This window comes from Gemmatimonadaceae bacterium (assembly GCA_035606695.1).
Lineage (GTDB): Bacteria > Gemmatimonadota > Gemmatimonadetes > Gemmatimonadales > Gemmatimonadaceae > JAQBQB01.
Genome location: DATNEW010000012.1, coordinates 62161 through 88855, shown reverse-complemented (window position 1 = coordinate 88855; position 26695 = coordinate 62161). Strand labels below are relative to the sequence as shown.

Genomic DNA, 26695 nt, shown 5'->3' with positions numbered 1-26695 from the left:
CTTACTCCGACACCTTGTCCAGATCCTCTTTCCCGATCCCCACGTTCCACGCGATCACTTCGTACTGCGCCAATCCGAATGTGACATACGGATCGCCGTCGCGGACTCGATCCAGCGTGCCGTTCACGTCGTCGTCGGGCACACGCAGCAGCAGCACGCCGCCCGTACGCGGATCCATCGGCCCCGACGCGACCAGCAGGCCGTCGTCCTTCAGGTCCTTGAGGTAGGCCCGATGCTGCTCCGTGACCTCCACGACTTCTTCGAGCGGGCGGCGATAGCGAATCAACGCAAGTGCATACATCAGCCGAACACCTCGCGAGCGCGTTGGATGCCGGCGACGAGCGCGTCGACGTCGGCGTCGGTGTTATACACGTAAAACGAAGCGCGCGCGGTCGCATGCACGTGCAGTCGCCGCATCAACGGCTGCGCACAATGATGCCCCGCGCGCACGCACACGCCCGACTCGTCGAGAATCGTCGCGAGATCGTGCGGATGAATGTCACCCACCGTGAAGCTCACGACGCCGCTGCGATCCGCCGGCGGCGGCCCGTACACGCGCACGTCGCCGATGCCCAGGAGCCGCTCGGTCGCGAGCGCGGTCAATGCCTGTTCATGCTCGCGGACCTCGCGCATGTCGAGGCCGTCGAGATAGTCGCACGCCGCGGCGAGACCGATCGCATCGGCAACGTTCGGCGTGCCGGCCTCGAACTTGTGCGGCAGCACGTTCCAGGTGCTGCGGTCGTCGGCGACGTACTCGATCATGTCGCCGCCGGTCTGATATGGCGGCATCGACTCGAGAATGTCGCGCTTGCCGATCAACACGCCACAGCCCATCGGGCCCAACATCTTGTGCCCGCTGAACGCGTAAAAGTCGACGTCGAGCGAATCGACGTCCAGCGGCAGATGCGGCGCGGCCTGCGCGCCATCCACTACGACCAACGCGCCACTGCGCCGCGCGATCGCCGCCATCTCCGCGACCGGATTGATCGTGCCGAGTGCGTTCGAGACATGATTGAACGCGACGACGCGCGTCTTCGGGCCAACCAGCGACGTAAAATGTCCGACGTCGACCCGGCCCTCGGCCGTGAGGTCGGCGATTCGCAGCGTCGCCCCTTTCGCCAGCGCGAGCTGCTGCCACGGGACGAAGTTGGCGTGATGTTCGAGACCTGTAATAACGATCTCGTCACCCGCGCGCACGTTCGCGCCGCCCCACGCCGTGGCGACGAGATTGAGTGACTCCGTCGTGCCGCGCGTGAAGATCAGCCGCGCCGGATCGCCCACCCCAACGAACCGCGCGATGCGTTCGCGTGCATCGTGATAGCTCTGCGTGGCCCGCGCCGAGAGCGCGTACGCGCCGCGATGCGGATTCGCGTTGTCGCACGAGTAGTACTGCATCATCGCCTCGAGCACGGCACGCGGCTTCTGTGACGTCGCGGCCGAGTCGAGATAGTGCAGCTCCCGGTGCCGGGCAAGCAGCGGAAAATCATTGCGGTCGACCTTCATGCCGCCGCGTCCTTGGCGCTCGGCCCGACCAGCACGCGCCCATTCTCGATCCGCACGACATACACCGGCAACGGATCCTCCGCCGGTCCACGACATACGCGTCCCGTGCGGCAGTCGTACCGCGCGCCGTGCCACACACACTCGAGCGAGCCATCGCCGCGCAACGCACCATCCGACATCAAGAACTCGGCGTGCGTACAGATGTTGCTGACCGCGCCGATCGTCCCGCGGAAATTGAAAAGACAGATCTCCGTGCCGTCCGCGCGGCACACGCCGACGAGCGCGCCGTCGGGAAGGTCCGCGACGTCGGCGAGGTATTCGAATTCGCTCATGCGCCTTCGCCGGGCGGCGGCTCGGGCCCCTCGCGCTCGGTCGAGACGGCCTCCGCCTGGGATTCCAGCGCCGAATGCAGCGCGTGCCACGCCAGGCTCGCGCACTTCACGCGAAGCGGAAACTTCGAGACGCCGCCAAGCGCGCGCAGTGAGCCAAGGTCTGACTGCTCGGACTCGGGCAGTTGCCCCAGCACCAGCTTATGAAAGCGATCGAACAATCGCTCGGCATCGGCGCGCGACTTTCCCTTGACCGCCGCCGTCATCAGCGATGCCGAGGCCTTCGAGATCGCGCAGCCCTGACCCTTGAAGCTGACGTCGGCGACCGTGTCGCCGTCCATCTTCACCCACAGGGTGAGCGAATCGCCGCACAGCGGGTTGCGTCCCTCGATCGTGCGATCGGCGTCGCCCATCTCCCGGAAGTTGCGCGGCTTCCGGTTGTGCTCGAGGATGATTTCCTGGTAGAGGGCTTCGGTCGTCATGGGCGCATGGGCGTATGGGCGCGTGGGCGTATGGGCGATTTGACGGCGCTCTTTCGCCCATACGCCCATACGCCCATACGTCCATACGCCCGCCTCATACAAACCTCTCCAACGTCATCCTCTCCAACCCTTCTCGCACCTCGTCCACCTCGAGCGTCTCCAGCACGTCCGCCGCGAACGCATACGTGAGCAGCCGGCGCGCCAGCGCATTGTCGATGCCGCGGCTCTTGAGATAGAATAGCGCCATCTGATCGATCTGCCCCACCGTCGCACCGTGCGTGCACTTCACGTCGTCCGCGAAGATCTCGAGTTGCGGCTTCGTGTCGATCTGCGCCGTGTCGGAAAGCAGCAGCGTGTTGTTCGTCTGCTTGCCGTCGGTCTTCTGCGCGATCGGATGGACGTACACCTTGCCGTTGAACACGCCGTGCGAATACCCGTCGAGCACACCCTTGTACAGCTCGCGGCTGTAGCAGTTGGGCTGCGCGTGGACGATCTGCGTCTGATGGTCGGAGTGCTGCTCGCCGTCGAGCATGTAGAGGCCGTTGAGCGTCGAGCCGCAGCCTTCCCCGTTCAACGCGGTGTACACGTTGCTGCGCGACAGCGTCGCACCGGTCACGAACGAGAACGAGACATAGTGGCTGTCCTTTGCCTGATCCACATCGATCGTGCCGACGTGAAACGCGCGCGCGCCTTCACGCTGCAGCTTGTAATGCCGCAGCGTGGCGCCTTCACCGACGGCGACTTCAGTCACCGCGTTCGTGAGATACCTCGCGTCGCTCAGCGATACGTAGCTCTCGATCACCGTCGCCTTCGAGTGACGGCCGGCGACGATGAGGTTACGCGGATGCAGCATGCCCTTCGCCGCGGTCGCGTCGGTGACGAACAAGAGATGAATGGGCTTCGCGACCTCGGTCTCCTTCGCGATCTCGATCACCGCGCCGTCGTGCATGAAGGCGGTATTCAGCGCCGTGAACGCCGCATTCTCATAGCTCGTGATCTTCCCCAGCCGCTCGCCCACCACCGCCACCTTCCCCCACGCCGACGCAAGATCCCACACGCGCACGCCGTCGGGCAGCGCGGCGAGATCCGACAAATCGGGCTCGAATCGGCCGTTGACGAACACCATCGTGTGCCAGTCGGCGGCGAACGAGAAGGCCTCGAGCTCGTCGCGACGCACGTCACCCGAGCGCGCCGTGATGAGCTGGAATTCCTGGTCGGCGATCGAGGCCACGCTCGTGAAATGCCAATCCTCGATCTTCGTCGTGGGAAAGCCGAGCGCCATGAATCGCTCGAAGGCGGCGCGGCGCAACGCCTGGACGTCCGACGGCACGCCCGAGCTCGCGGCGAGCTCTTCGAACGCTCCGGCGTACGACTCCACGGCGCTCGGAACCGCCGCCGCTGCCGCCGTCACGCCAACGCTCCGACGCCGGTGCCCTTGCTGCCGGCCACGTTCGCGCTCGTCACCCAGTCGTAGCCCTTTTCCTCGAGCTCGAGCGCCAGGTCCTTGCCGCCCGACTTGAGAATGCGGCCATTCGCCAGCACGTGCACGAAGTCCGGAACGATGTAATTGAGCAAACGCTGATAGTGCGTCACGACGATCGTCGCGTTGTCGGGCCGCTTGAGCTTGTTCACGCCGTCGGCGACGATGCGCAACGCGTCGATGTCGAGTCCCGAGTCCGTCTCATCGAGAATGCCGAGCGTGGGCTGGAGCACCGCCATCTGGAGAATCTCGTTGCGCTTCTTCTCGCCGCCGGAAAAGCCCGTGTTCACGGAGCGGGTGAGCATGCCGGCGTCCATGTCGACGAACGCGAGCTTCTCGTCCATGAGGTCCGCGAACTCGAGCGGATCGATCTCCTCTTCGCCGCGCGCCTTGCGGATTTCGTTGAACGCCGCGCGCAGGAAATACGCGTTCGACACGCCGGGAATCTCGACCGGATACTGGAACGCCAGGAAGATGCCCTGCTGTGCGCGCTGTTCGGGCTGCATCTCGAGCAGGTCCTTGCCCTTGTACGCGACCGATCCGCCGGTCACCTCGTACGCCGGATTCCCCGCGAGCACCTGCGCGAGCGTGCTCTTGCCCGAGCCGTTGGGCCCCATGACGGCGTGAATCTCACCCTCGTTCACGGTGAGAGAGAGGCCCTTGAGAATTTCCTTGTCGCCAACGTTGGCGCGCAGATTCTTGATTTCGAGTAGTGGCATAAACCTTGGACAGTCACCCTCGCGAGCGGAGCGAGTCGAGGGCCTGCTCTCATGAACGCTGTTGAATTCCGGACGACAAATGTGACCCAGAAGCAGATCCTCGACTCACCGCTTCGCGGTTCGCGAGGATGACGATCAGCCCACGGACCCTTCCAACGTGATCCCCAACAACGCCTGCGCTTCCAACGCAAACTCCATCGGGAGCTCCTTGAATACCTCTTTGCAGAACCCGCTGACGATCATCGACACCGCCTGCTCGGCCGACAACCCGCGCGCCTTCAGATAGAAGATCTGATCTTCTCCGATCTTCGACGTCGACGCTTCGTGCTCCACGATCGCGCTGTTGTTCCCGACTTCCACATACGGGAACGTGTGCGCTCCGCAGCGATTGCCGACGAGCATCGAATCGCACTGCGTGTAATTGCGCGCGCCGTGTGCCTTCGGCAGCACCTGCACACGCCCGCGATACGAGTTGTTGCCCTCGCCCGCCGAAATGCCCTTCGACACGATCGTCGATCGCGTGTTGCGGCCGATGTGAATCATCTTCGTCCCCGTGTCGGCTTGTTGGTGGTTGTTTACAACCGCCACGCTGTAGAACTCGCCGACGGCGTTGTCGCCCTGGAGAATCACGCTCGGATACTTCCACGTGATCGCCGAGCCCGTCTCCACCTGCGTCCACGAGATCTTCGCGTTCTCCGCGGCCTTGCCGCGCTTTGTTACAAAATTATAAATGCCGCCGACGCCATCCTTGTCGCCCGCGTACCAGTTCTGGACGGTCGAGTACTTGATCGTCGCGCCCTTGAGCGCCACGAGCTCCACCACCGCCGCGTGCAGCTGGGTCGTCGCGCGCTTCGGCGCCGTGCACCCCTCGAGGTAGCTGACGTACGCGCCCTCGTCGGCAACGATGAGCGTTCGCTCAAACTGGCCCGTATCCGCCGAATTGATGCGGAAGTACGTCGACAGCTCGACCGGACAGCGCACACCCTTCGGCACATACACGAACGATCCATCCGAAAACACCGCGCTGTTCAGTGCGGCAAAGAAATTGTCGCTGTACGGCACCACCGAGCCGAGGTACTTCTCGACGAGATCGGGATGCTCGCGCAACGCCTCGCCGAACGAACAGAAGATGATGCCGTGCTTCGCCAGCTCCTCGCGCATCGTGGTGCCGACCGATACCGAGTCGAAGATCGCATCCACCGCCACGCCGGCCAGCACCTTCTGCTCGGTCAGCGGAATGCCGAGCCTCTCGTACGTCTTCAGCAGCTCCGGATCGACTTCGTCGAGACTGCCAAGCGGCTTCTTGGTCTTCGGCGCCGAATAGTAGCTCTGTCCCTGATAGTCGATCGGACCGTACGTAACGTTCGGCCAGTGCGGCTCCTTCATGGTCAGCCAGCGGCGATACGCCTTGAGCCGCCATTCGAGCATGAACGCCGGCTCGTTCTTCTTGGCCGAGATCGCGCGAACGGTCCCTTCGTTCAGCCCCGGCGGCAGCGTGTCCGACTCGATGTCGGTCACGAAGCCAGCCTCGTACTCCCGGCTGATCAGTGATTCGATGGAACTACTCATAAGTCCTTGTCCGTGAATCGTTTGCGGGCATGTTCGGCTCCGCGGTCAGCCGAATGGTCCGCCGAGGCGTCAGGCGAATTCAGCCAAGCAGATAAAATTACTCGGGTTTCCCGCCGGATGCAAAACGGACCCGACGTTTTGCCGTGTCCGCGCTCAGCGCACCGCGAACGCGGCGTACACGACGCCGGCCAGCACGACCGCGATCGCCACCCAGAGCCACGGCTTCCATTTCGTGGCCGCATCCGGCGTCACCACCGAAATCTTCGACGTCGCCAACGTCGGATTGCGCCGCGACCACAGCTCCTCGCGATCGTCCGCGGCTCCCGGCTGCTCCGCGTCCCCGACGTCGCCCGAGAATCGCAGCTTCGTGAACGCGACCTCCACGACGTCGCCGACGTTCAACAACACCGGCGCGGTCGCCGCCGCACCATTGATCGCCGTGCCCGACGACCCCATCGAGTGCAGCACGAACCCGCCAGCCTCGCGCCGCACTTCGGCATGAAAGCGTGAGGCGGTCGCATCGCGCAGCAGAATCGCGTTCGACGGATCGCGGCCAATCGTCGTCGACCGATTCACGAGCTCGTGCGCGGTGTTCGTCGCCTCGTCGATCAGAAACACGCGACTTGCCGCCCCCGCCCCCGCCGCCGTCACGACCGTCGGCGGCGCATTCTCGCCGAACACGAAACGCTCGTTGCCGGCCAGAATCTCGTCGCCGTCGTTCAGAAGGTGCGACGCGACGCCGAGCTGCCGACCGTTCACGACGACGACATTGTCCTGCGACGTCGGCTTGAGCGATGCGTTGAGCCCATGCACGATGATCGTGAAGTGCCGCGGCATGAGATCGGCCGACGGCACGCGCCAATCCGCATCGGCTCCGCCACCCACGACGATTTCGCCGTCGCGCAGCTCGCGCGTTGCCGAGCTGGTGGCGAGCCACACTTACGCGAGCTCTCCCATCGCCTGGCGCAGCAGCGACGCGGCCAACTCCACCTTATATGCATTCTTTGACAACGGTTTCGCGTCGTACAACGCACGCTCGGCCAGGGTCGAGATCGTGTCGTCGTCGAGCCCACCCGACGACACATCTTCTTCGACCGACGAGCTGACGCGCCACGGACGCGGCGCCACGCCGCCGAGCACGATGCGTACGTCGCCGTTCACGCGCTTGCACGCGGCGATGCTCACGAGCGCAAAATCCCACGCCGCGCGCTGCATCGCCTTGTGATACTGCTGCACGCCTCCGCGCGACTCGGGCGGTATCGTAATCGCGGACACGAACTCGCCCGGCGTGAGAATCGTCTCGTGATCCATCCGCTCGCTTGGCAGCACGTAGAACTCGGCGATCGGCACCGTGCGGCGACCGCCGACCGCCGCGAGCTCGACGCGCGCGTCGAGCGCCGTCAGCGCCACCGCCGGATCGGATGGATGCACGATGTAGCACGGCCCGCCGTCGAGAATCGCGAGATACTGATTCTCGCCATGCGCGGCCGGACAGCTCGATCCGCCGTTCTTGAGACACGGAATGTTCTGACGATAGTACCAGCAGCGCGGACGCTGGCAAAGATTGCCGCCGAGCGTTCCCATGTGGCGCAGCGCTGGTGTTCCCACGACTTCGCACGCCTGGGAGAGCAGAGGAAATCGTTCTCGCACGAGCGCGTTTCGCGCGATCTCCTCCACGCGCGCCGCCGCGCCAATGCGCAAACCGCCGCCTTCGATCTCCTCGATGACGTCGCCATGCGGGACGGTGCGCAGATCGACGAGCAGATCCGGCTGCACCAGCTGCTCCGCGACCGTGACGAGCAGATCGGTCCCTCCGCCGAGCGGAACGGCGCCCGCGTCTTCGAGCCGCTGCGCGGCGTCGTCGGTGGACGTCGCTCGATAGTAGAGGAACGGATGGGTCACGACAGGTAAGAAATGAGTTCAGTGCGCTTTGCGCAACGCGGGGCGGGCGCAAAAAAAAGGACCTCTGCGGAGCAGAGGTCCTTCGCGTCGATCGGGCGTTACTGGCCTTCCGGCGGCGCCGTATCCCCCGAGCCCTTGCCATGCCAGGTCACGTCGGTCGGATGCTTGTACGTCTCGCGGTGGATGTACGTCGCGACGACGATGCACAACACCACCAGGCCGATCACGAAACTGGCGAAGCCCCAGCCTCCGTTCGTCTCGGCAGGTACGTAGCGATCGATGTGAAGAGCCATCGTTCCCTCAGGTCGGACAATCGTTCGGTGAGCGAGAAATGTACTCGATTCGTCCCTGTCACAAAGCCCCCAACGAACGCGGCCGGAACGATCCGGTCGGGATTCGGTAAGAAATCGCGTAGCGCCGCAACCATTATAGACGTCCGTGCTGTCTTAAGTGGTGAGCGGGTCGTACTTTGATTCAACCCGCCGCTTCTCCGCATTCGACGTGACGGTTCTTCGAGACGAGCTTCAGCGCACACTAGGTACTGCCTACACCCTCGAGCGGGAGCTCGGCGGCGGCGGCATGTCGACCGTGTTCGTGGCGCGCGACAACACGCTCGGCCGCGCCGTCGTCGTGAAGGTCCTGCCGTACGAGCTCGCGGCAACGGTCTCGGTCGATCGCTTCAAGCGCGAGATCATGCTGTCGGCGGGACTGCAGCATCCGCACATCGTCCCGGTGTTGAGCGCCGGCGAAACCGACGGGCTGCCGTTCTTCATCATGCCGTTCGTCGAAGGCGAGTCGCTGCGTGCACGTCTCGCGCGCGGACCGCTGTCAGTGCGCGAAGCCGTGAGCATCCTCAAAGACGTCGCGCGCGCGCTCCAGTACGCGCACGGCCGCGGCATCATCCATCGCGACATCAAGCCCGACAACATTCTGCTCTCGGCGGGTTCGGCGACGGTGACGGACTTCGGCGTCGCCAAGGCGTTGTCCGCGTCGCGCGAAGCGAAGCCCGCGCCCGGAACGCGCACCGGAACGATCACGCTCGTCGGCACGTCGATCGGCACGCCGGCCTACATGGCGCCCGAGCAGGCGGCGGGCGATCCGTCCACCGACCACCGCGCGGATCTCTACGCGCTCGGCATCGTCGGGTACGAGATGCTCGTCGGCACGCCGCCGTTTCACGGACGCTCGCCACAGCAGCTGCTCGCCGCGCAACTCACCGAACCGCCGCCGCAGATTGGCTCGCGGCGCTACGACGTGCCCGAAGCGCTCGCGTCGCTCATCATGCGCCTGCTCGAGAAGGAACCGGGCAAGCGACCGCGCACGGCCGCCGAGATCGTGCGCTCGCTGGAGGATCCCGCGGTCGTCAGCGGGACCTTTGTTTCCGCGCCGGCGCCGACTTCCGTAAAACCGAAGCGCGTGATCTGGGCGCTCGCCGGCGCCGGTATTCTCGCGTCGGTTGCCGCGGGCGGAGCGTGGTTCAATAATCGGCGCACGTCCGGCACGGAGAGCGCGCCAGTTCCCGCCGCGGCCGCCGCGACGACCAAGTCCATCGCGGTCATTCCGCTCGTCAACATCAGCCGCGATACGAGCGACGCGTACTTTTCCGCGGGCATGACCGCCGAGCTCACGAATGCACTCAGTCGCATTCCGGGCCTGCGTGTCGCGTCGGGGACTGAAGTCGCGCCGAGCGATCAGGCGTCGAACCCGGTGGAGCTTGGAAAGGCGCTGAAAGTGAACATGGTGCTCGTGGGCACGGTGCAGCGCAACGCGAATCGTCTGCGCGTGACCGCACGCCTGGTGAACACGGCGGACGGGTTCACGATCTGGTCCGACATGTTCGATCGCGACGCGAAGGATGTGTTCAAGGTGCAGGACGACGTGACCTCGGCGATCGTGTCGGCGATCTCACCCGAGCTGTCGACCGCCGCGGCGGCGCCGGTGGCGACGGCCGTCGAGACGGGCAATCACGGCACGAACGATCTCGCGGCGTACGATCTCTATCTCCGCGGCCGCTACTTCTTCGACAAGCGCGGCGAGGCGTCGCTGCGTCGCGCGCTCGACTACTTCGAGCAGGCGACGAAGAAGGATCCGTCGTTCGCGCGGGCCTACGCGGGCATCGGCAACGTGTACGCGCTGCTGCCGCTCTACGCCAACGTGCGCGTCGACTCCGTGATGCCGCTTGCGCTCGCCGCGATCGATCGCGCGGTGACGCTGGACAGCACGCTGTCCGAGGGCTTCGCGTCGCGCGCAACGTTGTATCAGGCGAGCTGGAAGTGGGCGGATGCCGAGCGCGACTACCAGCGCGCGCTGCGCCTCGATCCGCGGTATGCGGCGGCGCATCAGTGGTATGGCGAGATGCTGTTGCTCGGCGGCCGGCCGACGGAATCGGTCGCGCAGCTCAAGCGCGCCTCCGATCTCGATCCGCTGTCGCCGATCATCTCGGGGTCGTACGCGTTGGCGCTCGTGGTGTCCGGCGCGAATGACGCCGCCGTCGCCGCCGGCCGCCGCGCGGTCGAGCTCGACTCGGGGCTGGTGGTAACGCACTTCATGCTCGGCGCCGTGTACTTGCAGGCGAATCGCGCGGCCGAAGCGGTCAAGGAGCTCGAGGCGGCCAGCCGACTCGACACCGCATCGGTGCAAACGCTCGGTCTACTAGGATTTGCGTATTCCAAGACTGGAAAGACGGCGCAGGCGGCCTCGATCGTGCGCGAGCTCGAGCAGGGCATCGGCCACATGAGTGGTGCGGCGGCGGCCGCGGCGCGCGTCTATCTGGGCCTCGGCGACAACAGCCGCGCGCTCGATTTGCTCGAGCGCGCGGCCGCCGGCCACGATTCGTTCTTCTCCAGCGAGTCGATGGCCGAACACTTCTTCGATCCGATCCGCTCCGACCCGCGCTTCGCGGCCGTCGTTCGGAAGGTGGGCCTCGACCCGGCGAAGCTCGTCAATCGGTAGGCGGCTACATCCCCATCGCCATCTTGTCGAGCATGTTCTTCGCCGCGTCGCGATGCGCGACAAACGCGGGCGCGACCGTCGTCACCAGGTTCTTCAGCTCGGCATTCTGAATCGCCGGCAGCAGCGTCTTTTGCACCGCCGCGATCACCGCGTCGTGATACCCGACCTCGTTTTCGAGGAACGCCTTGTCGAACTCGGCGCCCTCGAGGCTGCGCAGCTTCTTCATTACCGCCGCGTGCTGGCGGACGCTGTCGTCATCCTTCGGCGGCGTCGGGGTTACGCCGAGTTTCTTGGCCAGGTCGCGGCCCTGCTGCCGCACCGTCTTGTGATCGCGCGCGAGCATCGCGCCGAAATCACGGATGGCCTTGGTCGAACCCATCTTCGCGCCAAGCTCGCCTGTCTCGATGTCGGCGGTGTTTGCCGCGTCGAAGATCGCCACGATAGTCGGATCATCGAGCGCGGCTCCCGGCACGGATGAAACGACGGGTACGGGTACGGGGGCGGCGATGGCGGTGCGAAGCGTGAACGCAACGGCGCCGACAGCCAACACCGATGCGATCGGAAGAGCGCGTTTCCACGACATGTCGAGCATCTCCTGAGTGAAGTCTGAGTGAGGCCTGAGTGAAGCGTGAGCGAAGGTGGTCGGCAGGAGTACGCTCGATTGGCCGAACCGGATTTCCGGTTCTCTCGCGGCCGTGCAACCATCTGCGCGGCGGATCGTCAAAGGGGTGATGCGCATCACGACCTGCCTCGCGCTGATGCTGGCCTTTGCCGCCACGGCCTGCTCGCGCCCCGTTCTCTATTATCCGCCCGAGATCGCGCCGGTCGCGAAGCCCGAGCCACAGCCTGTGCTCGCCGGCAAGCCGACCGCGGTCGCGCCGGAAGCGGCCTCGCTCACCGACGTCGAGTATCTCACCGCGCGACACCTCGTGGTTCCGGTCGCCGGCGCCGACATGTCGAAAGTCGATGACACGTTCCTCGATGGTCGCGATGACGGTGGACGCACGCACCACGCGATCGACATCCTCGCGCCGCGCGGCACGCCCATCCTCTCGGCCGACGATGGCAAGATTCTTCGCATGTCGACGAACACGCTGGGCGGCATCACGATGTACACCGTCGATCCGCTGAACCGCCTCGTGTACTACTACGCGCACATGGATCACTACAACGATGCCATGACGCCCGGCCGCACGATCGCGCGCGGCGACACGCTCGGCTACGTCGGCACCACGGGCAACGCGCCGAAGGACACGCCGCATCTGCACTTTCAGATCATGCGTTGGCCGGCCGATGGGAAGTATTGGAACGGCGAGCCCATCGATCCGTTCGAGTTCCTGGGCGGCGTGCATCGCGAGCACGCGCACCACACCGGGGCGCAGCCGCTCGACTGGTAGCACGAGCCTTCGCTTAGACGCCGTTCCTTCCTGTAGTAAGCCGTTCGAGGCATTCCTGGCTTCGTTCGATGATGCGGCCGGCTAGCGGATCGACATGTTGTCGATCGAGCCCGTCCTTCGCGGCGCGATGCGCGACTTCCAATACCGCATCGGGAATCTTGGGAAGCAGGGACTCGATCCGACCGATCACGTAATCCGGTCGGAGACGGCTGTTCTCGGCTAACCTCATCCAATCGCGACGAGCAATTCGACGCGCTGAGTACTCCCGGCCCACCCGCATGGCCAACTTGACGTCATGCAGCCGGTCATCCGAGTAGGGGAGATAGCTCGCGAGGTCGTAGAACGGCGCCAATCGAACGCCGCCGCCAGGAACGTGAAGCAACGCATAATTCTTTGCGTGGGCGTCTGGCGCAGCGAGCACCCAATTGAGGGCCAGGATGTCGATGAACCGATCCACGTCGGATTGCGGATCGAGGGATGACTCTTGAATGAGCGCGACGATCTCAGCGACGCCTGGGCCGCCGTCGCTTTCGTATTTATTCCATGGCTGGACTGAAAGCGCCTGGCAAACATCTTCTTGATGTATCCGGCGATACCCGTGCTTGGTTGGCTGGCGATCGAAGCGTTGCACAACAATCGCGATTTGATCGTCGAATCGCTTCACCTCGGAACGAGCGGCTCCGAGGTCCAACTCAGACGCGAGCTCCAAACTGAGATGTTCGTTCTCGGCAAATCCGGAGTAATTGCCCGACGGAGGCTTGAGGATGTGCGTCGTCGGCGTGCGGCCGAGGGGGCGTCCCCATTTATCGCCGCGTCGGAACAACGCGATCTTGGGCTGGGCGCCGGCCAGGCTGAAGCGGCCGATCGTTCGCGTGTCGCGTCCCGGCAGACCAGTTTCCTTCGCCGCCCGCAACGCTCGCGCGATCTCGTCTTCCTCGATCCATTCCACTCGCTCGCGCGTAGTTGGATTTACGATTTCTGATAGCCGTTCGGGAGGAGTGAGTTGCACAGCACCGGCACAGTCGGCGCCGATGTGCGCGAGCAGCGCGACGGGGTTGCGTGCCGATACGCCGAACGTTCGTGCATAACGATCCAGGACACGCTCGTTGTCGGGCAACAGCCCCCACAAGTACGCGCTCGTCGCTGCGTGGTCATGCTCCGCGGCGGTGAGCGGCATGGACAGGGAGAGCGGATAACTCTCGTCGTCCGATCGCCATGCGTCGTCGTAACTGAAACGCAAGCGCGCGGTCGCGGCTTGCACGACGTGGCCGACCAGTCGGCCGTCCAACAGAACGACCAAGGCCAGCCGTTGTTGGCTTGCCGGCGTGGCGCTCATTCGGCGCGACGCTTCGTCGAGTTGACGATGTGACTGATTTCCCGCGCTGCCGGCGACTCACGGCGCGGTCGGACGGACATCTCGAGACCGAGCGCGAGGAGCGCGCGAAGCAACATGCGAAGGTCCGGGCTGGTTTTCCCTTGCTCGACTTGGACGACCCAACGACGACTGACGCCGATCGACGTCGCCAATTGGGCTTGTGTAAGCAGCCGCGCTTTCCGGGATTCGCGGATCAAGAGGCCTAGGTCTTTTCGGGTTCTGATCCGCATGGGCGGCCGCCGCCGGGTCAGGGTCGGTTCTGTGATGTTAAGATCACTACTTCGTAGTGTAATCTTTAGATTACTTCTGTCAATAGCGATCCAAAAATCACATATATGAAACGTGATCCATTGATCACCTCCCGATACAGATTAACTTCTGGTATGCCACTGTCATCGAAGGAGCGCGCCGCGCTACGCGGAGAAGCGCATCATCTCACGGCAGCCGTGCACATCGGCCAGCACGGACTCACCGAGTCGCTGAAGCAGTCGCTCGACGACGCGTTGCGCACGCACGAGCTGGTGAAGATTCAGTTCGGCAAGAATGCCGAAATCGATGTGCGGGACGCCGCGAACGAGCTGGCGCAGGCCATGGGCGCGGACGTCGTACAGGTCATCGGCAAGACGGCCACGCTGTACCGCGAGAATCCGGAGCTGGAACGGAAGAAGGGCGTTCCCCCGTGGCGGAGCAAGTAGTTGTCATCCTGAGGGAGCGCAGCGACCGAAGGACCCCTTTCATTGCGGAGAGAGCAGCGCCCGTAACACCCGCCACGGTGTCAGCGGTATCTCGCCCACCTCGACTCCGATCGCGTCCGCGACCGCATTGGCGATTGCCGGCGCGGTGCCGATGATCGGCGGCTCGGCCAGCCCCTTCGCGCCGACGTGATTCGCCACCGTGTCCGCCGCGCCGACGAAGAACGCGTCGATCTTCGGCACGTCGGCCATGGTGGGAATCTTGTAGTCGTGCATGTTCGGGTTCATCGGCATGCCGATGTGCTCGTCGAAGATACGCTCTTCAAATAATGCGTATCCAAGACCTTGAATGATGCCGCCCTCGAGCTGGCTTTCGGCCAGGGTCGGATTGATGATCCGCCCGGAGTCGTGCGCCGATACGATGCGCAGCACGCGCACGTGTCCCGTCTCCGTGTCGACTTCGACCTCGGCGAACTGCGCGCCGAACGCCGCGATCGCCGTCTTGTCCGGATTCGGCCCGCGACTGCCCTGGCCCATGATCATCACGTCGCCAAGCGTCTCGCAGACGTCGCGGAACAACATGCACTGATCGTTCGACTTCGCGTGAATCTCGCTGTCGTGCGACTCGAGGTCGTCGCGCGTCGTGTTCATCATGCCGGCCGCGGCGTCGAACAATGCGTCGCGTGCTTCTTCAGCGGCAACGCGCACGGCCGGCCCGACGGACGCGGTCGTGATCGAGCCCCAGGAGTTCGACGCGAACGGCAACCGCTCCGTGTCGCCGAGCACGGTGCGCACGTCGTCCACCTTCGCGCCGAGCACTTCGGCGGCGATCTGCGCCATGACCGTGCGCGCGCCGGTGCCGAGATCCTGTGCGCCGGTCAGCACTTCGATCGAGCCGTCGCGATTGAGCCGCACCGTGGCATACGCCGGCGGTCCGCCGCCCGCGCCCCACGTGATCGACGCCATGCCCACACCGCGGCGAAAACGCGATACCGTGTCGTGCTTCCGCATGCGTGCGCGCCCCCAGCCGAACCGCTGCGCGCCCTGCACGTAGCACAGATCGAGTCGCTTGTTCGAGTACGCTCTGCCCTTGTCCTGATCGGCGTCCGCGTAGTTGCGGCGGCGCAGCTCGAGCGGATCGAGATCGAGCTCGCGCGCGAGCACGTCCATCGCGGACTCGAGACCGAACGCGCCCTCGGTATGCCCCGGCGCGCGAAACGAGTTCATCGGCGAGGCGTTGATGTACACGAACGTCTCGTCCGTGTGGACGTTCTCGCAGCGATACATCTCGTGATAGATCTTTCCCGGACCCGACAACCACCCGCCGATGCCGAGCACCGTCGTCGACGCGAGCTTGATCGCGGTGAGTCGTCCGTCGCGTGTGGCGCCGAGCGTTACCTGTTGCACGGTCGACGGGCGATTGCCTGCATCCGATTGCTCACCCTCACGATCGAAGATGCACCGCACGGGCTGGCCGAGCTTGCGCGCGAGCGCGCATGCGGCGTACGTCGCGTGCGAGGCGCCGTTCTTCGAGCCGAAGCCGCCGCCCATGTAATTCTTGATCACCCGCACCTTCGAGAGCGGAAGCTCGAAGGCCGACGCAACGTCGGCGCGCGTCATGAAGATGCCCTGCGTCGACTCCCAGACGGTGAGAAAGCCGCCCGACCAGTCCGCAACCGCTCCATGCGGCTCGAGCGCCGTGTGCAGCGCGACCGGCGTGCGATACTCGCGCGTGATGGTGACGTCGGCCGCTTCCAGCCCCGCGGCAACGTCGCCTCGCGATGCGACGCGCGGTGAACGCCGCGGCATGTTGCCGGTCGATCGAATGCGCGGCGCGTCGGTGGACAGCGCGTCGTGCGCGTTCGCGACGTGCGGGTCGAGCTTCACATCCACTTCGATCGCGCGCAGCGCACGTTCGGCGATCTCGAGTGAGTCGGCGCAGATCGCCGCGATCGGCTGATGCGCGTAGTGGATGGTATGGTCGAACAGCGAGATGCCGTCCAGCTTGATGTCGGGCACATCGTCGCTCGTGACCGCGCCGCGCACGCCGTCGAGCGCCAACGCCGGCGAGAGATCGATCGACACGACGCGGCCGCGCGCGACCGGCGCACGAAGCAGCGCCGCGTACAACATGCGCGGCAGCTGCATGTCGGCGGTGTACCGCGCATCGCCGGTGATTTTCTCGAGCGCGTCCATGCGCGGAACGCTCTTCCCGACGACGTGCAGCTCGGCGTCGTCGCCCCACGGCGCGGGTTCGCGCGAGGGCAGTTCGACGATCTTCGTTTCTTCGCGTCCCTCGACTTCGACCTTCGTCGTCACGAAGCGTCTAGTCATGGGCGGCGTCCTGCGTCGTGTCCGGCGCGGTGTCCTGGCTCGCGGCCGCGAGCACGGCGCGCAGGATTTTCGGGTACGCACCGCAGCGGCACAGATTGCCGCTCATGCCGCGGCGCACGGCGTCTTCCGTCGGATTCGGGTTTTCCTTCAGCAGGGCGACAGCCGCCAGAATCTGTCCCGGCGTGCAGAAGCCACATTGCAGCGCGTCGTGCTCGGCGAACGCCGCCTGGACAGGATGCAACGTTTTGTCATGCGCCAAACCTTCGATCGTCGTGATTTCCCGCTCGTCACATGCTACAGTGAGCGTCAGGCACGCGTAGACGGAAATTCCATCCAGCAGCACCGTGCAGGCGCCGCACTCTCCCCGGCCGCAGACGAGCTTCGTGCCGGTGAGCTCCAATCGATCGCGCAGGGTAGAAAGCAGCGTCTCGTGGGCGGGCGCGGTGACGTCGTGCGTGGCTCCGTTGACGATGAGACGCATGGAACTAACTTAGGCTCTACCGCCCGTCATTGCAGCCATCCGAGGCAACCAATGCCCTACGTCATCACCGAAGCTTGCATCAATACAAAGGACCGCGCGTGCGTCGACGTCTGTCCCGTCGACTGCATCTACGAAGGGGAGCAGCAACTGTACATCCATCCCGACGAGTGCATCGACTGCGGCGCGTGTGAGCCCGAATGTCCGGTCACGGCCATTTTCCCCGAAGAAGACGTGCCGGGCCACCTGAAGCAGTACGTGCAGATCAATCGCGACGTGTTCAAGAGCGACAATCCGCCGGGCAAGCCGCAGAAGTGACGCGGCGCGGGTAGCGCCGCGGGGCTTGTCGCGGCTACGCCGCAGGGAGCGGCGCTGACGCGCGGGTGCGGTGGCCTTCGTCCACGCAAAACCAAAAAACCTCGAGACATTCGTCTCGAGGTTTTTTGTTGTCGCGCGAAGCTCAGCCCCGTTCCGCTCTTATGATTCTGCCTGCGCGCGTAGCCCGCGCCATCCCCGCGGCCTCCGGCCGCCACCCCCTGACGCGAAGCGTCGCCACTCCCTGCGCGCGCAGCGCGCGCCACGTCACTTCCACCAAACCTTCTGCTTCACCAAGAACAGCACCACCAGCGCCAGGTACTGCAGGAACGTCGAGATCTCGCTCCGCCACGCCTCGCGCCAATCATGCGGCCCGCTCTCCGGCTGCTTCGGCGGTCGAGGAAGCCACCGCGGCGTCGTCTGCTTGTAGTCGAGATACTCCTGCCCGAAGATCGACTCGAGCACCCCTTCCTCGTAGCGCACGATCAGCGTGTATTCCGCTGCGAAGATCAGCACCGCGAGCGGAAGGAACCACATCACGCCCGAGATGACGACGAAGCCCATCCAGATGAAGAAATTGCCGACGTAGAGCGGATTCCTCACCCAGCGGAAGACGCCATACGTCACCAGGCGCTGCACGTCGCGCGAGCGGCGGCGAGTCACCGTGCCGGCCGCCGCCACGCCCGACATGCGAATCCATTCGCCGAACACGATCAGGACCGCGCCGGCGATCCAGTTCCATCGCGTCGCGTATCCCGGCGCGAGCAGCGCGACCAGCAGAAACGGCACCGGCAGCCAACTGCGGTTGCGAAACAGCACGGCACCGACGCGCGCCGGCGCGCTGCGTTCTGTCGCGGAAGGGGCCGGCGGCGTAGTCGACTGGCTCGATTGGCGCGGTGAAGTCATCGCCGGAAAGCTAATCAACGCCCCGCGCTCACCGCCCATTGCCCAGCGCGGGGCTAGTTGTACATGAGACTCGCGAGAAACTCGCTCACCACGGTGTTGAACGCCGCCGGCCGCTCGAGACTCGACAAGTGCCCCGCCTGCTGCAGCACCTCGATCCGGCTGCCGGGAATCGACTCCTGCAGCCGCCGCGCTTCCTTGACCGGCGTGATGGCGTCTTCCTCGCCGACCACGACGAGTGTCGGCACCGAGATCGTCTCGCACGTCGCCGTCGAATCAGGCCGCGCCATGAGCGCCTCGAGCCCGCCGATGATTCCCTCAACCGGCGCCTGCGCCATCATCCGATGCGTCGCGTCATAGATATCCGGGCGCTTTTCACGGGTGGTTTTTCCCACCAGCCCCGCGATCTGCACGTTCGCCACCGCGATGCTCCCCTGCGATTCGGCGAGCTCGATCAAGTGTCGTCGCCGCGTGATGCCGTCGCGCGTATCGGCCGCCGCACGCGTGTCGGCGAGCACCAGGGCGCGCACGCGATCGCGATGCCGCCGCCACAATGCGAACGCGACATAGCCGCCCAGCGACAAGCCAACGAACACGGCGCGTTCGATCTGCAGCGCATCGAGTACGCCCACCACGTCGTCCGCATAACGCTCGACACTGTACGGCTCGGCCGGCGCGGATTCGCCGAGCCCGCGCATGTCGATCGCGATACACCGGCATTCGGCCACGAGCGCGCCGACCTGCGGGTCCCACATCGTGCGATTCAGCGGGAACGCATGCAGAAACACCACCGGCAATCCCGTGCCGACGTCGTCGTACGCGATCGCCGTGTCTCCGACCAGCGCAATCACTCGTGTTCCGGCCACTGCGGCAACATCTCACGCCACGAATCCGGAACGGGCACCGGCTGCCCCTGTTGATTGACCGCCACGAACACGATCGATGCTTCGGCCACCAGCGCGTTCGATCCCACTTTGCGCACGTCCTGCTTGATGATGTAGCTCGTGCGCCGAATCGCGAGGAGCCCCGAGCGAATCACGAGATCCTCGCCTGGCAGCGACTGCGCGAGATACCCGATGTCCACATGCCGCACCACCGAGAACACCGGCTGCTTCGCCCATTCGCGAACGTTGATCTGCGGCTCGAGCAGCGACCACCGCGCACGCTCGAGAAAGTTGAGCATCGTCGCGTGATTCAGATGCCCGAGCATGTCGCAGTCCGTCGGATAGATGTGAAACGTGACTTCGGGCAGTGTGGTCATGATGGCCGATGGGTAGTATGCGGAATTCCGAGCGGAGGTGCGAAGCGCCGAAGTGAGGAACTATGACAGTAGTATGCGGAATTCCGAGCGGAGGTGCGAAGCGCCGAAGTGAGGAACTATGACAGTAGTCGGAGGAACCATCACCATAGTCTAGAATCGAACGTTAACCAGAAAAGCGTAACACCGGATTCAGCCACCGCGATCGCGTGCGAGAACGCCTTCGCGCTATACGTGGCGTCGAGGCGAATTCCCGTCGTTTCAAGCAGTTGCGTTGCTGCCTCGCGCCCAGCGGTCGTCTCGCGGCCATATGCGCCACCGTACGCATGGTGCTCGACACGCACATGGTCGCGCACGCGCGGCACTCGCGTTCCACTCACACGCTCGATCAGCGCCGCCGAGCGATTCGCCAACGACCGCACATGCGACACCCGCCCAACGATCCTCGGCACCACCCGCACGCCGACGACTTCGATGTCCCGCTCGGCGATCGCGAACGCGAGTGCCAACCCCGCCATCGTTCCTCCGGTGCCGAGTGGCGTGACGACGTAGCGTGGCGCGGGCAACGCGCCCCGTTCGATTTGATTCACCAACTCGAGCCCGGCGTTCACGTGACCGAGCACGCCCAGCGGACTGCTTCCGCCCGCCGGCACCCAGAGCGCGCCGCGCAGCCGGCGGCCGACTGCCCACGCGTACGCGCCGACGGGCGATCGAAATACCGGAGCGCGCGCCGCTTCTCGCCCGATGCGTGCCGCGACACGTTCCGCCGTCGCGTTCATGACCTGCTTCCATCGCCCAACGAAAACGCCGGCGCCCAATCGTGATGCGTACATGGTGACGGCAAGCGCGTGCGTCGATCCCGCCGAGCCGACCGTGACGACGCGATCGCCGCCGCGAACGGTCCCGAGAAGAAACTCGAGCGCGCGCACCTTGTTCCCGCCGAGCGGATCGGCGCTCAGATCGTCGCGCTTGATCCACAGCCCCGGATGGATCGTCGCGAGATGCTCCACCGGCGTCGGGCCGTTCGTCAGCGCGACGCGCGGCAGTTGATCGAGCGCCGGGTACCGCTCGATGAGCGGCGACGAGAATTGTCCCGAGCTACTCAACGCCCTTGTGTGGATTCTCTCCCGGACCGATTTGCGGATCGCCGACGATGTCTTCGACATAGAGCATCTTGACCGCGACCATCGTCGCCGCGAGCAGCGGCACCGCGCACATCAGGCCAAGGAATCCGAAGAGAATCGCCATCAGCGCCTGGGAGAGAATCGTGAGCGCCGGCGGAAGATCGACCCCGCCTTTCATGAGCAGCGGGATCAAGAGATGGCCCTCGAGGAAATGCACGCCGACGAAGGCCACGCCCACCCACATCGCCTTCTCCGGCGAGTCGAGGAAGCCCATGAGGATCGAGGGCGCGGAGGAAATCAGCGCGCCGGCGGTTGGAATGAACTCCAGCAGCCCCGAGAGCAGGCCGAGCGCAAACGCCGCTTTGATGTGCAGCGCCAGCAGCACGATCGTCGTGACGATGCCCATCACCACCATCGCGATGAGCTGCGTCACGAGCCATTTGCGCAGCACGGCCGCAACCGCCGAGAGCACGTCGCCGGTCCGCCGGCGCCGTCCGTGCGGGAACAGGTGCATGATGCCGCTGCGGTACATGCCCGGATCGACCGCGATGTAGATCGATAAGAAAATTATAATGAGTATTCCTGTAACAACCTCGATCGTCGACGACAGGAAGGGAAACAACAGCCGAGTCGCGCCGCCAAGCTGGCCGCCGATCCGGCGGCGCAGCGTCGACACCACGGTGCTCTGCGGCTGGAGTTGCGTCCCTGCCGTCGGGACCGGCGCGGCGGGCGGTGCGGACGTCGCCGCCTGTGGCACCGGCGGGCCGGCAACCGGCTTCTGCCCCGAGACGGCCGAGTCCGCCTGAGAGACATCCGTCAGCCCGCTGAAAATCATTCCAACGACGCCGCTGCGGCGCGCATTCACCCACTGATCCAACCGGTCCAGCGCGTCCGGCAGCTGCCGCCGCAATTCGATCGACTGTTCATGGATCGTCGGTGCCATCACCGCCCCGAAGCCGAACAGCAGCCCGAAGAACGCGAGCACGATCAGCGCCGCGCTCAAGCCCCGCGGAATTCGCCAGCGCGACAGCACGTCCACGCCCGACGCGACGGCCAACCCGAACAACATCCCTAAGAACGCTGTGAGGAACAGCGGGTGCGCGAACCAGATCAGCCGTACGCCCAGATACATGCCGATCACGAGCGCGGCGGTGCGCATCACGTCCGCGTTGCGCCAGCCGGTTCGCCGGCGCCGCACGCGATGCTGCCGCGGTGTCGGCGTGTCTCCCGCTACGTTCGCCTCATCGCTCATCGGGTCGTCACGTCCTCGGTCTCCCGCGACGCGCTCCGCGTCTCGCGTCCGTTAGATTGCGCTGCGTGCATACGCCCGTGTATCTCGACACCGCGAGCGTCGTCGACAGCTTTCTGGCCTCGATCGGCGACATCAGCATCCTTGCCCTCGATACCGAGGGCGCGAGCTTCCATCGCTTCGTCGATCGAATCTATCTGCTCCAGCTCTCGACGCGCGACCAAACGGCAATCATCGATCCCATCCCGATCGGCACGCCCGCTCGACTCGGCGGTCTGCTCGAGGATGCCCGCGTCGAGATCGTGTTTCACGACGCGGATTATGATCTGCGATTGCTGCACCAGGATTATGGTTGGAACGTTCGGAACATTTTCGACACCCGCATCGCCGCGCAGCTGCTCGGGCTCAAGGCGTTCGGGCTCGCCGCGCTTCTCGAGCGATACTTCGGTCTCAAGCTCGACAAGAAGCATCAGCGCGCCGACTGGTCCATGCGGCCGCTCACGCAGGGCATGCTCGACTACGCCGCGCAGGATACCATCCACCTGCTGGAGCTGCGCGACAAGCTGAAGCACGAGCTCGAATCCGCGGGCCGCTGGGATTGGGCCGCCGAGGAATTCGCGCTGCTCGAGGGCACGCGCTGGGCGGGCGATGATTCGGCGAACGCGTTCCTGCGCATCAAGGGCGCGCGCGACCTCTCGCGCCGCGAGCTCGCGGTGTTGCGCGAGCTCGTGCCGTGGCGCGACGACGTGGCGCGCCAGCTCGATCGCGCGACGTTCCGCGTCGTCGGCAACGAGCAGCTGCTCGACATCGCGCGCCAACAGCCCGCGACGCGCGAGACACTCGGCGCCATCAAGGGCATGCCGCGGGGCATTCTCGAGTCGCGCGGGAATGAGGTGCTCGACGCGGTGAAGCGCGGGCTCGCCGTTCCCGAGAACGCGCTGCCGCGCTTTCCGAAAGCGGCGCGCTGGGATCGCGATCCCGATTTCGATGCGCGCGTGAATGCGCTCAAGACCGTGCGTGATGCTACGGCGACGCGCCTCGATCTCGATCCAGGTGTGTTGTGCTCGCGCGACCGCATGGAGGCGGTGGCGCGCCGGAACCCCGCGTCGCGCGAGGAGCTGGAGTCGGTCTCCGAGCTGCGCCGCTGGCAGCGGGCGGTGCTCGGTGAGAGTTTTCTAAAGGCCTTGGCCCCGCACCGCAAACAAGTGCCCGCGCAAGCCGACTCTCCCTATCGCGATTAGCCGCCCAGCGCCCAGCGCTAAAGCCCCATGTACGCCCTGACGCGCGGCTCGATCTTGTCCGGCGTCCAGAACGGATCCCACACCAGGTTGATGTTCACGGCCCCGACTCCCGGTACCGTTTTGAGAACCCGCTCGACGTCGCCCATGATCTGCGGGCCCGCCGGACAGCCCGGCGACGTCAGAGTCATGTCGACCTGCACGTCGGCCCCATCCACCATCACGTCGTAGACGAGCCCCAGGTCGACGATGTTCAAGTTGAGCTCCGGATCCTTCACCTTCCGGAGCGCCATCTTCACCTGATCGGCACTCGGCGGCGGCTCAGTGGGTTGGCTCGCGGGCTGAGTCTGCGGGTCGGCATTGGGTAGGTCGCTCATACCTCGTAAGGTCGGGGGGCGTCGTCACGGCGGCAAGCGGATCTCCTACGTAGTTCCAGGCCGCCGCCTACGTCATTCTCCGCATGGGCCGGCCGTTCGGACGTGAGCACCTTGGGTGCGAACGCCGAACGACCTTCACCAACGCGGAGTGCCCGATGCATCGCTCGACATCGCTCGCGGGGATCGCTTTCACCGCGTCCCTCATTTGCGTCGCGCCCGGCCGACTTTCGGCGCAGGACAAGCCGCGCCCGGTGGAAGTTTCGGGCGTCCCCGCTCTCAACTTCGACGCCGACGAAGGCCTTGGTTACGGCCTCATCATGGCGCTCTACGGCTACGACGATCGCGCGACGTCATATCGCTGGACCGCGCAGCCGACCGTCTTTCTCACCACGCAAGGCCGCCGCGACTACACGCTCTTCTTCGACGCGCCGTCGCGTCCAGATCATCCGTGGCGATACACGGCATTCGTCGGTCGAGAGCAGCAGCTCGCCGCGCCTTACTACGGCATCGGCAACAACACGCCGTACGACCCGGCGCTGGAGACGGGCAGCACGCGCTACTTCTACCGGTATGGGCGAGATCGTCTCAGCGCCACGGGCGACGTCCAGCACGCACTCATTCTACCGAGCGTGCGCGTGCTTGTCGGCGGCGGCGTGTCGAACGACCGCATCGATCTCACGCCATTCGACAGCGGTACCACACTTCTCGAGCGCGACTTGCACAACCGCACACCACCTCTTGGCCACACGAACTACCTTCGCGCCGGCCTCACGTACGATACGCGCGACCGCGAGATCGGCACGCACGACGGCACCTGGGCTGACCTCATCGTTCAGCGCGTCGACAAATCACTCGGTGCCACGAATGACTACACGCGCTGGACGGCCTCGGTGCGGCGCTATCAGCCGCTGAGTGAACGCGTGACCTTCGCGACACGTGTCCTCATGCAGAACACGATGGGTGACGCGCCGTTCCACGCGCTGGCGGAAATTCAGACTACTCAGAAGTCGCAGGACGGACTCGGTGGCTCGAGCAGCGTTCGCGGACTCCCCAAGGACCGCTATGTCGGGAAGGGAATCGCCGTCACGAACAACGAGCTTCGTTGGAACGCCGCCGACTTCATGTTGCACGGCCGGCCGTCATCGGTGATTCTGAGCGCGTTCGTCGACGCGGGCCGGGTGTGGGACAATGGCGTCGATCTCTCGTCGATCACGCACGAGCTGCACGCCGGGTATGGCGGCGGCGCGCGATTAGCGTTCGGGCCGAGCTTCGTGGTGTCCGCGGATGTTGGGCACTCGGGGCAGTCAGCGGCGCCGATCTACATCGGACTCGGATACATGTTTTGACGCCGATAGCAAAAAGGCTCTCCACAAGGAGAGCCTTTCCATTTCGAGCAACGCCCGGCCTAATGCTTCTTCTTCGCCGACTTCTTCGAACTGCTCGCCTTGCTGGCAGCGACTCTCTTCTTCGACGAGGTCGACGCCTTTGCGGACTTCGACTTCTTCGTCGAATGCTTCCGCGCGTGCCGCTCCGGCCGGTTCCAGTCGACAGCCTTGTCGGCGCGGAACTTCGCCGGCATCACCATCGGCCCGTCGCCGTAATCCGTCACCGCGAGCGCGGCCGCGTCGGCGAGATCGGCGCGAACGTCGGCGATCACCTTGGCCGGACGCTTCGCCCGCGCTTCGTGGACGCGGTTCGTGAGCAACACCACGAACATGTCGCGGTCGGGGTCGACCCAAAGCGACGTTCCCGTGAAGCCCGTGTGTCCGTAGGCATCCTCACCGAGATACTTGCCGCAGCTGCCCTTGTCGTTGCACGTGTCCCAGCCGAGCGCGCGCGTTCCCACGGCGCGCTTGGTGAACAGCGCCACGGTCGAATCGGCGAAGATGCGAAGGCCGTTGTACTCGCCGCCGTTCAGCATCATCTGCGCGAAGACCGCGAGGTCTGACGCGGTGCTGAACAAGCCGGCATGTCCGGCAATGCCGCCGAGCGCGTACGCGTTCTCGTCGTGTACTTCGCCCTTGAGCGGGTAGCCGCGCGGCGGAGCGACTTCCGTGGGCGCCACCCGCGCCTTCAGCGAGTCGGCGGGCCGGAAGAACGTATCCGTCATGCCGAGCGGGCCAAAGACGTTCTGTTCCAGGAATTGGTCCAGCCGCTGGCCGGACGCCGCCTCGACCACGAAGCCGAGCATGTCGGCGCCAAGGTCCGAGTATTCGTAGCAGTGGTCCGGTTCGCAAACGAGCGGCGTCGAGATGACCGCGGCCCGTGCTTCCTCGGGCGTGTGCGCGATGCGCCACAGATCCCGCCCGGCCGGCAGCCCCGAGCGATGCTCGAGGAGCATCCGGATCGTGACCTGATCCTTTGCGCCGCCCGAGAACTCGGGGATGTACTTCGACACCGGATCGTCGAGGTGGATCTTACCCTGATCGTACAAGATCATGAGCGCCGACGTGGTGCCGACGACTTTGGTCAACGAAGCGAGATCGTAGATGGTGCGATCGGCGGAGACGGGCGTGCTGCCTTTTTCCCAGCTCTGCTTCCCGAAGCCCTTTTCCCACACGGCTGCGCCGCGCCGGCCGACCACGACGGAAGCGCCCGGGTATCCCCCAGCCGAAATTCCGCATTCGACGACGTGATCGATCTTGGCGAGCCGCTCGCTGGACATGCCCACGGCCTTCGGCGCCTTCACGGGAAGGCCGCCGCCGCCGTTAGCCGTCGCGAGCGAGAGTGAGACGAGCAGTGACAGCACCAGAACTCCGACGAACGGAATGCGGTCTCAGCAGCTGGGACTGGATGGACCAGACCCGCTACCTGACACCTGAGCTAGGTATATGCAGAACGCGTGCGTCTCTGTAGGTGAGTATCGGCCGGGAGGAGAAAAACGGCCGATGGGCCACCAAACCACACCAAGCCACCACGTGCGATACGTCACATTCGCACCAAATGTTCCTGATGGGAAGGTGGACGACGGTCCCATTCTGCCTTCTAATCGCGGGACGAGCAAGGGTTTGCGATGTAA

The 26695-nt window shown here is 65.1% G+C and carries 27 protein-coding genes; 6 read left to right on the top strand and 21 right to left on the bottom strand.

The annotated features are described in order from the left end of the window. Nucleotide 1 precedes the first annotated feature (1 nt). From VN706_03890 to VN706_03845, 10 genes are all read right to left on the bottom strand, one after another. Nucleotides 2-301, bottom strand: coding sequence for a YciI family protein (locus VN706_03890; GenBank protein ID HXT14743.1), 300 nt, complete (start codon nucleotides 299-301; stop codon nucleotides 2-4). Beyond that, entirely contained in the window at nucleotides 301-1503 is a 1203-nt protein-coding gene (locus VN706_03885; GenBank protein ID HXT14742.1) for a cysteine desulfurase, read from the bottom strand. The genes VN706_03890 and VN706_03885 overlap by 1 nt, the downstream gene beginning before the upstream one ends. Further along, on the bottom strand, nucleotides 1500-1835 hold the full coding sequence (locus VN706_03880; GenBank protein HXT14741.1) for a Rieske 2Fe-2S domain-containing protein: 336 nt from the start codon (nucleotides 1833-1835) through the stop codon (nucleotides 1500-1502). Before VN706_03880 ends, VN706_03885 begins: the two co-directional genes overlap by 4 nt. Further along, nucleotides 1832-2314, bottom strand: coding sequence for an SUF system NifU family Fe-S cluster assembly protein (locus VN706_03875; GenBank protein ID HXT14740.1), 483 nt, complete (start codon nucleotides 2312-2314; stop codon nucleotides 1832-1834). The genes VN706_03880 and VN706_03875 overlap by 4 nt, the downstream gene beginning before the upstream one ends. Nucleotides 2315-2408: 94 nt before the next feature. Then, on the bottom strand, nucleotides 2409-3725 hold the full coding sequence (gene sufD, locus VN706_03870) for a Fe-S cluster assembly protein SufD (GenBank protein ID HXT14739.1): 1317 nt from the start codon (nucleotides 3723-3725) through the stop codon (nucleotides 2409-2411). Next, a complete protein-coding gene (gene sufC, locus VN706_03865) occupies nucleotides 3722-4513 on the bottom strand; it encodes a Fe-S cluster assembly ATPase SufC (GenBank protein ID HXT14738.1) in 792 nt (263 codons plus the stop codon). Before sufC ends, sufD begins: the two co-directional genes overlap by 4 nt. A gap of 135 nt (nucleotides 4514-4648) precedes the next feature. Next, complete coding sequence (gene sufB / locus VN706_03860) at nucleotides 4649-6082, bottom strand: Fe-S cluster assembly protein SufB (protein HXT14737.1); 1434 nt, start codon at nucleotides 6080-6082, stop codon at nucleotides 4649-4651. A 153-nt stretch (nucleotides 6083-6235) separates the two neighbouring features. Beyond that, a complete protein-coding gene (locus VN706_03855; GenBank protein HXT14736.1) occupies nucleotides 6236-7021 on the bottom strand; it encodes an FHA domain-containing protein in 786 nt (261 codons plus the stop codon). After that, nucleotides 7022-7984 carry a xanthine dehydrogenase family protein subunit M gene (locus tag VN706_03850; GenBank protein ID HXT14735.1) on the bottom strand — a complete coding sequence of 321 codons (963 nt, stop codon included), beginning with the start codon at nucleotides 7982-7984 and terminating at the stop codon, nucleotides 7022-7024. Between the two features lie 98 nt (nucleotides 7985-8082). Further along, nucleotides 8083-8277, bottom strand: coding sequence for a hypothetical protein (locus VN706_03845; protein HXT14734.1), 195 nt, complete (start codon nucleotides 8275-8277; stop codon nucleotides 8083-8085). A gap of 208 nt (nucleotides 8278-8485) precedes the next feature. On the opposite strand from VN706_03845, the gene VN706_03840 reads away from it, so the two are divergent. After that, entirely contained in the window at nucleotides 8486-10936 is a 2451-nt protein-coding gene (locus VN706_03840; protein HXT14733.1) for a protein kinase, read from the top strand. A 4-nt stretch (nucleotides 10937-10940) separates the two neighbouring features. Here the strand turns inward: VN706_03840 and VN706_03835 are convergent, their stop codons facing one another. After that, nucleotides 10941-11519, bottom strand: a complete 579-nt coding sequence (locus VN706_03835; GenBank protein ID HXT14732.1) for a DUF4142 domain-containing protein — start codon at nucleotides 11517-11519, stop codon at nucleotides 10941-10943. A 112-nt stretch (nucleotides 11520-11631) separates the two neighbouring features. Between VN706_03835 and VN706_03830 the strand changes: the two genes are divergently transcribed. Beyond that, a complete protein-coding gene (locus VN706_03830) occupies nucleotides 11632-12333 on the top strand; it encodes a M23 family metallopeptidase (protein ID HXT14731.1) in 702 nt (233 codons plus the stop codon). A gap of 13 nt (nucleotides 12334-12346) precedes the next feature. On the opposite strand, the gene VN706_03825 is transcribed toward VN706_03830, so the two are convergent. Next, nucleotides 12347-13669 (bottom strand): type II toxin-antitoxin system HipA family toxin, encoded by a 1323-nt coding sequence (locus VN706_03825; protein HXT14730.1) that lies wholly within the window; start codon nucleotides 13667-13669, stop codon nucleotides 12347-12349. Between the two features lie 422 nt (nucleotides 13670-14091). Between VN706_03825 and VN706_03820 the strand changes: the two genes are divergently transcribed. Further along, nucleotides 14092-14403, top strand: coding sequence for a YhbY family RNA-binding protein (locus VN706_03820; protein ID HXT14729.1), 312 nt, complete (start codon nucleotides 14092-14094; stop codon nucleotides 14401-14403). A gap of 39 nt (nucleotides 14404-14442) precedes the next feature. Here VN706_03820 and VN706_03815 read toward each other — a convergent pair whose 3' ends face one another. Continuing rightward, nucleotides 14443-16734, bottom strand: coding sequence for a xanthine dehydrogenase family protein molybdopterin-binding subunit (locus VN706_03815; GenBank protein ID HXT14728.1), 2292 nt, complete (start codon nucleotides 16732-16734; stop codon nucleotides 14443-14445). After that, nucleotides 16727-17215, bottom strand: a complete 489-nt coding sequence (locus tag VN706_03810; GenBank protein ID HXT14727.1) for a (2Fe-2S)-binding protein — start codon at nucleotides 17213-17215, stop codon at nucleotides 16727-16729. The genes VN706_03815 and VN706_03810 overlap by 8 nt, the downstream gene beginning before the upstream one ends. Before the next feature lie 51 nt (nucleotides 17216-17266). On the opposite strand from VN706_03810, the gene VN706_03805 reads away from it, so the two are divergent. Further along, nucleotides 17267-17530, top strand: coding sequence for a ferredoxin family protein (locus VN706_03805; protein HXT14726.1), 264 nt, complete (start codon nucleotides 17267-17269; stop codon nucleotides 17528-17530). Nucleotides 17531-17794: 264 nt separating this feature from the next. Here VN706_03805 and VN706_03800 read toward each other — a convergent pair whose 3' ends face one another. The 5 genes from VN706_03800 to VN706_03780 form a co-directional block, all read right to left on the bottom strand. Beyond that, the gene (locus VN706_03800; protein ID HXT14725.1) at nucleotides 17795-18433 is read right to left on the bottom strand and encodes an isoprenylcysteine carboxylmethyltransferase family protein; all 639 of its coding nucleotides are present in this window, start codon (nucleotides 18431-18433) and stop codon (nucleotides 17795-17797) included. Between the two features lie 53 nt (nucleotides 18434-18486). Continuing rightward, nucleotides 18487-19296 carry an alpha/beta fold hydrolase gene (locus VN706_03795; protein ID HXT14724.1) on the bottom strand — a complete coding sequence of 270 codons (810 nt, stop codon included), beginning with the start codon at nucleotides 19294-19296 and terminating at the stop codon, nucleotides 18487-18489. Then, nucleotides 19278-19691 carry a thioesterase family protein gene (locus tag VN706_03790; protein HXT14723.1) on the bottom strand — a complete coding sequence of 138 codons (414 nt, stop codon included), beginning with the start codon at nucleotides 19689-19691 and terminating at the stop codon, nucleotides 19278-19280. The genes VN706_03795 and VN706_03790 overlap by 19 nt, the downstream gene beginning before the upstream one ends. Before the next feature lie 140 nt (nucleotides 19692-19831). Further along, a complete protein-coding gene (locus tag VN706_03785) occupies nucleotides 19832-20794 on the bottom strand; it encodes a pyridoxal-phosphate dependent enzyme (GenBank protein HXT14722.1) in 963 nt (320 codons plus the stop codon). Next, the gene (locus VN706_03780; protein HXT14721.1) at nucleotides 20787-22064 is read right to left on the bottom strand and encodes an AI-2E family transporter; all 1278 of its coding nucleotides are present in this window, start codon (nucleotides 22062-22064) and stop codon (nucleotides 20787-20789) included. Before VN706_03780 ends, VN706_03785 begins: the two co-directional genes overlap by 8 nt. Before the next feature lie 65 nt (nucleotides 22065-22129). Between VN706_03780 and VN706_03775 the strand changes: the two genes are divergently transcribed. Next, nucleotides 22130-23302, top strand: a complete 1173-nt coding sequence (locus VN706_03775; protein ID HXT14720.1) for an HRDC domain-containing protein — start codon at nucleotides 22130-22132, stop codon at nucleotides 23300-23302. Between the two features lie 17 nt (nucleotides 23303-23319). On the opposite strand, the gene VN706_03770 is transcribed toward VN706_03775, so the two are convergent. Then, a complete protein-coding gene (locus VN706_03770; protein ID HXT14719.1) occupies nucleotides 23320-23676 on the bottom strand; it encodes a metal-sulfur cluster assembly factor in 357 nt (118 codons plus the stop codon). 155 nt (nucleotides 23677-23831) lie between these two features. On the opposite strand from VN706_03770, the gene VN706_03765 reads away from it, so the two are divergent. Continuing rightward, a complete protein-coding gene (locus tag VN706_03765) occupies nucleotides 23832-25022 on the top strand; it encodes a BamA/TamA family outer membrane protein (protein ID HXT14718.1) in 1191 nt (396 codons plus the stop codon). 59 nt (nucleotides 25023-25081) lie between these two features. Here the strand turns inward: VN706_03765 and VN706_03760 are convergent, their stop codons facing one another. Beyond that, nucleotides 25082-26425, bottom strand: coding sequence for a serine hydrolase (locus VN706_03760; GenBank protein HXT14717.1), 1344 nt, complete (start codon nucleotides 26423-26425; stop codon nucleotides 25082-25084). Between the last annotated feature and the right edge of the window lie 270 nt (nucleotides 26426-26695).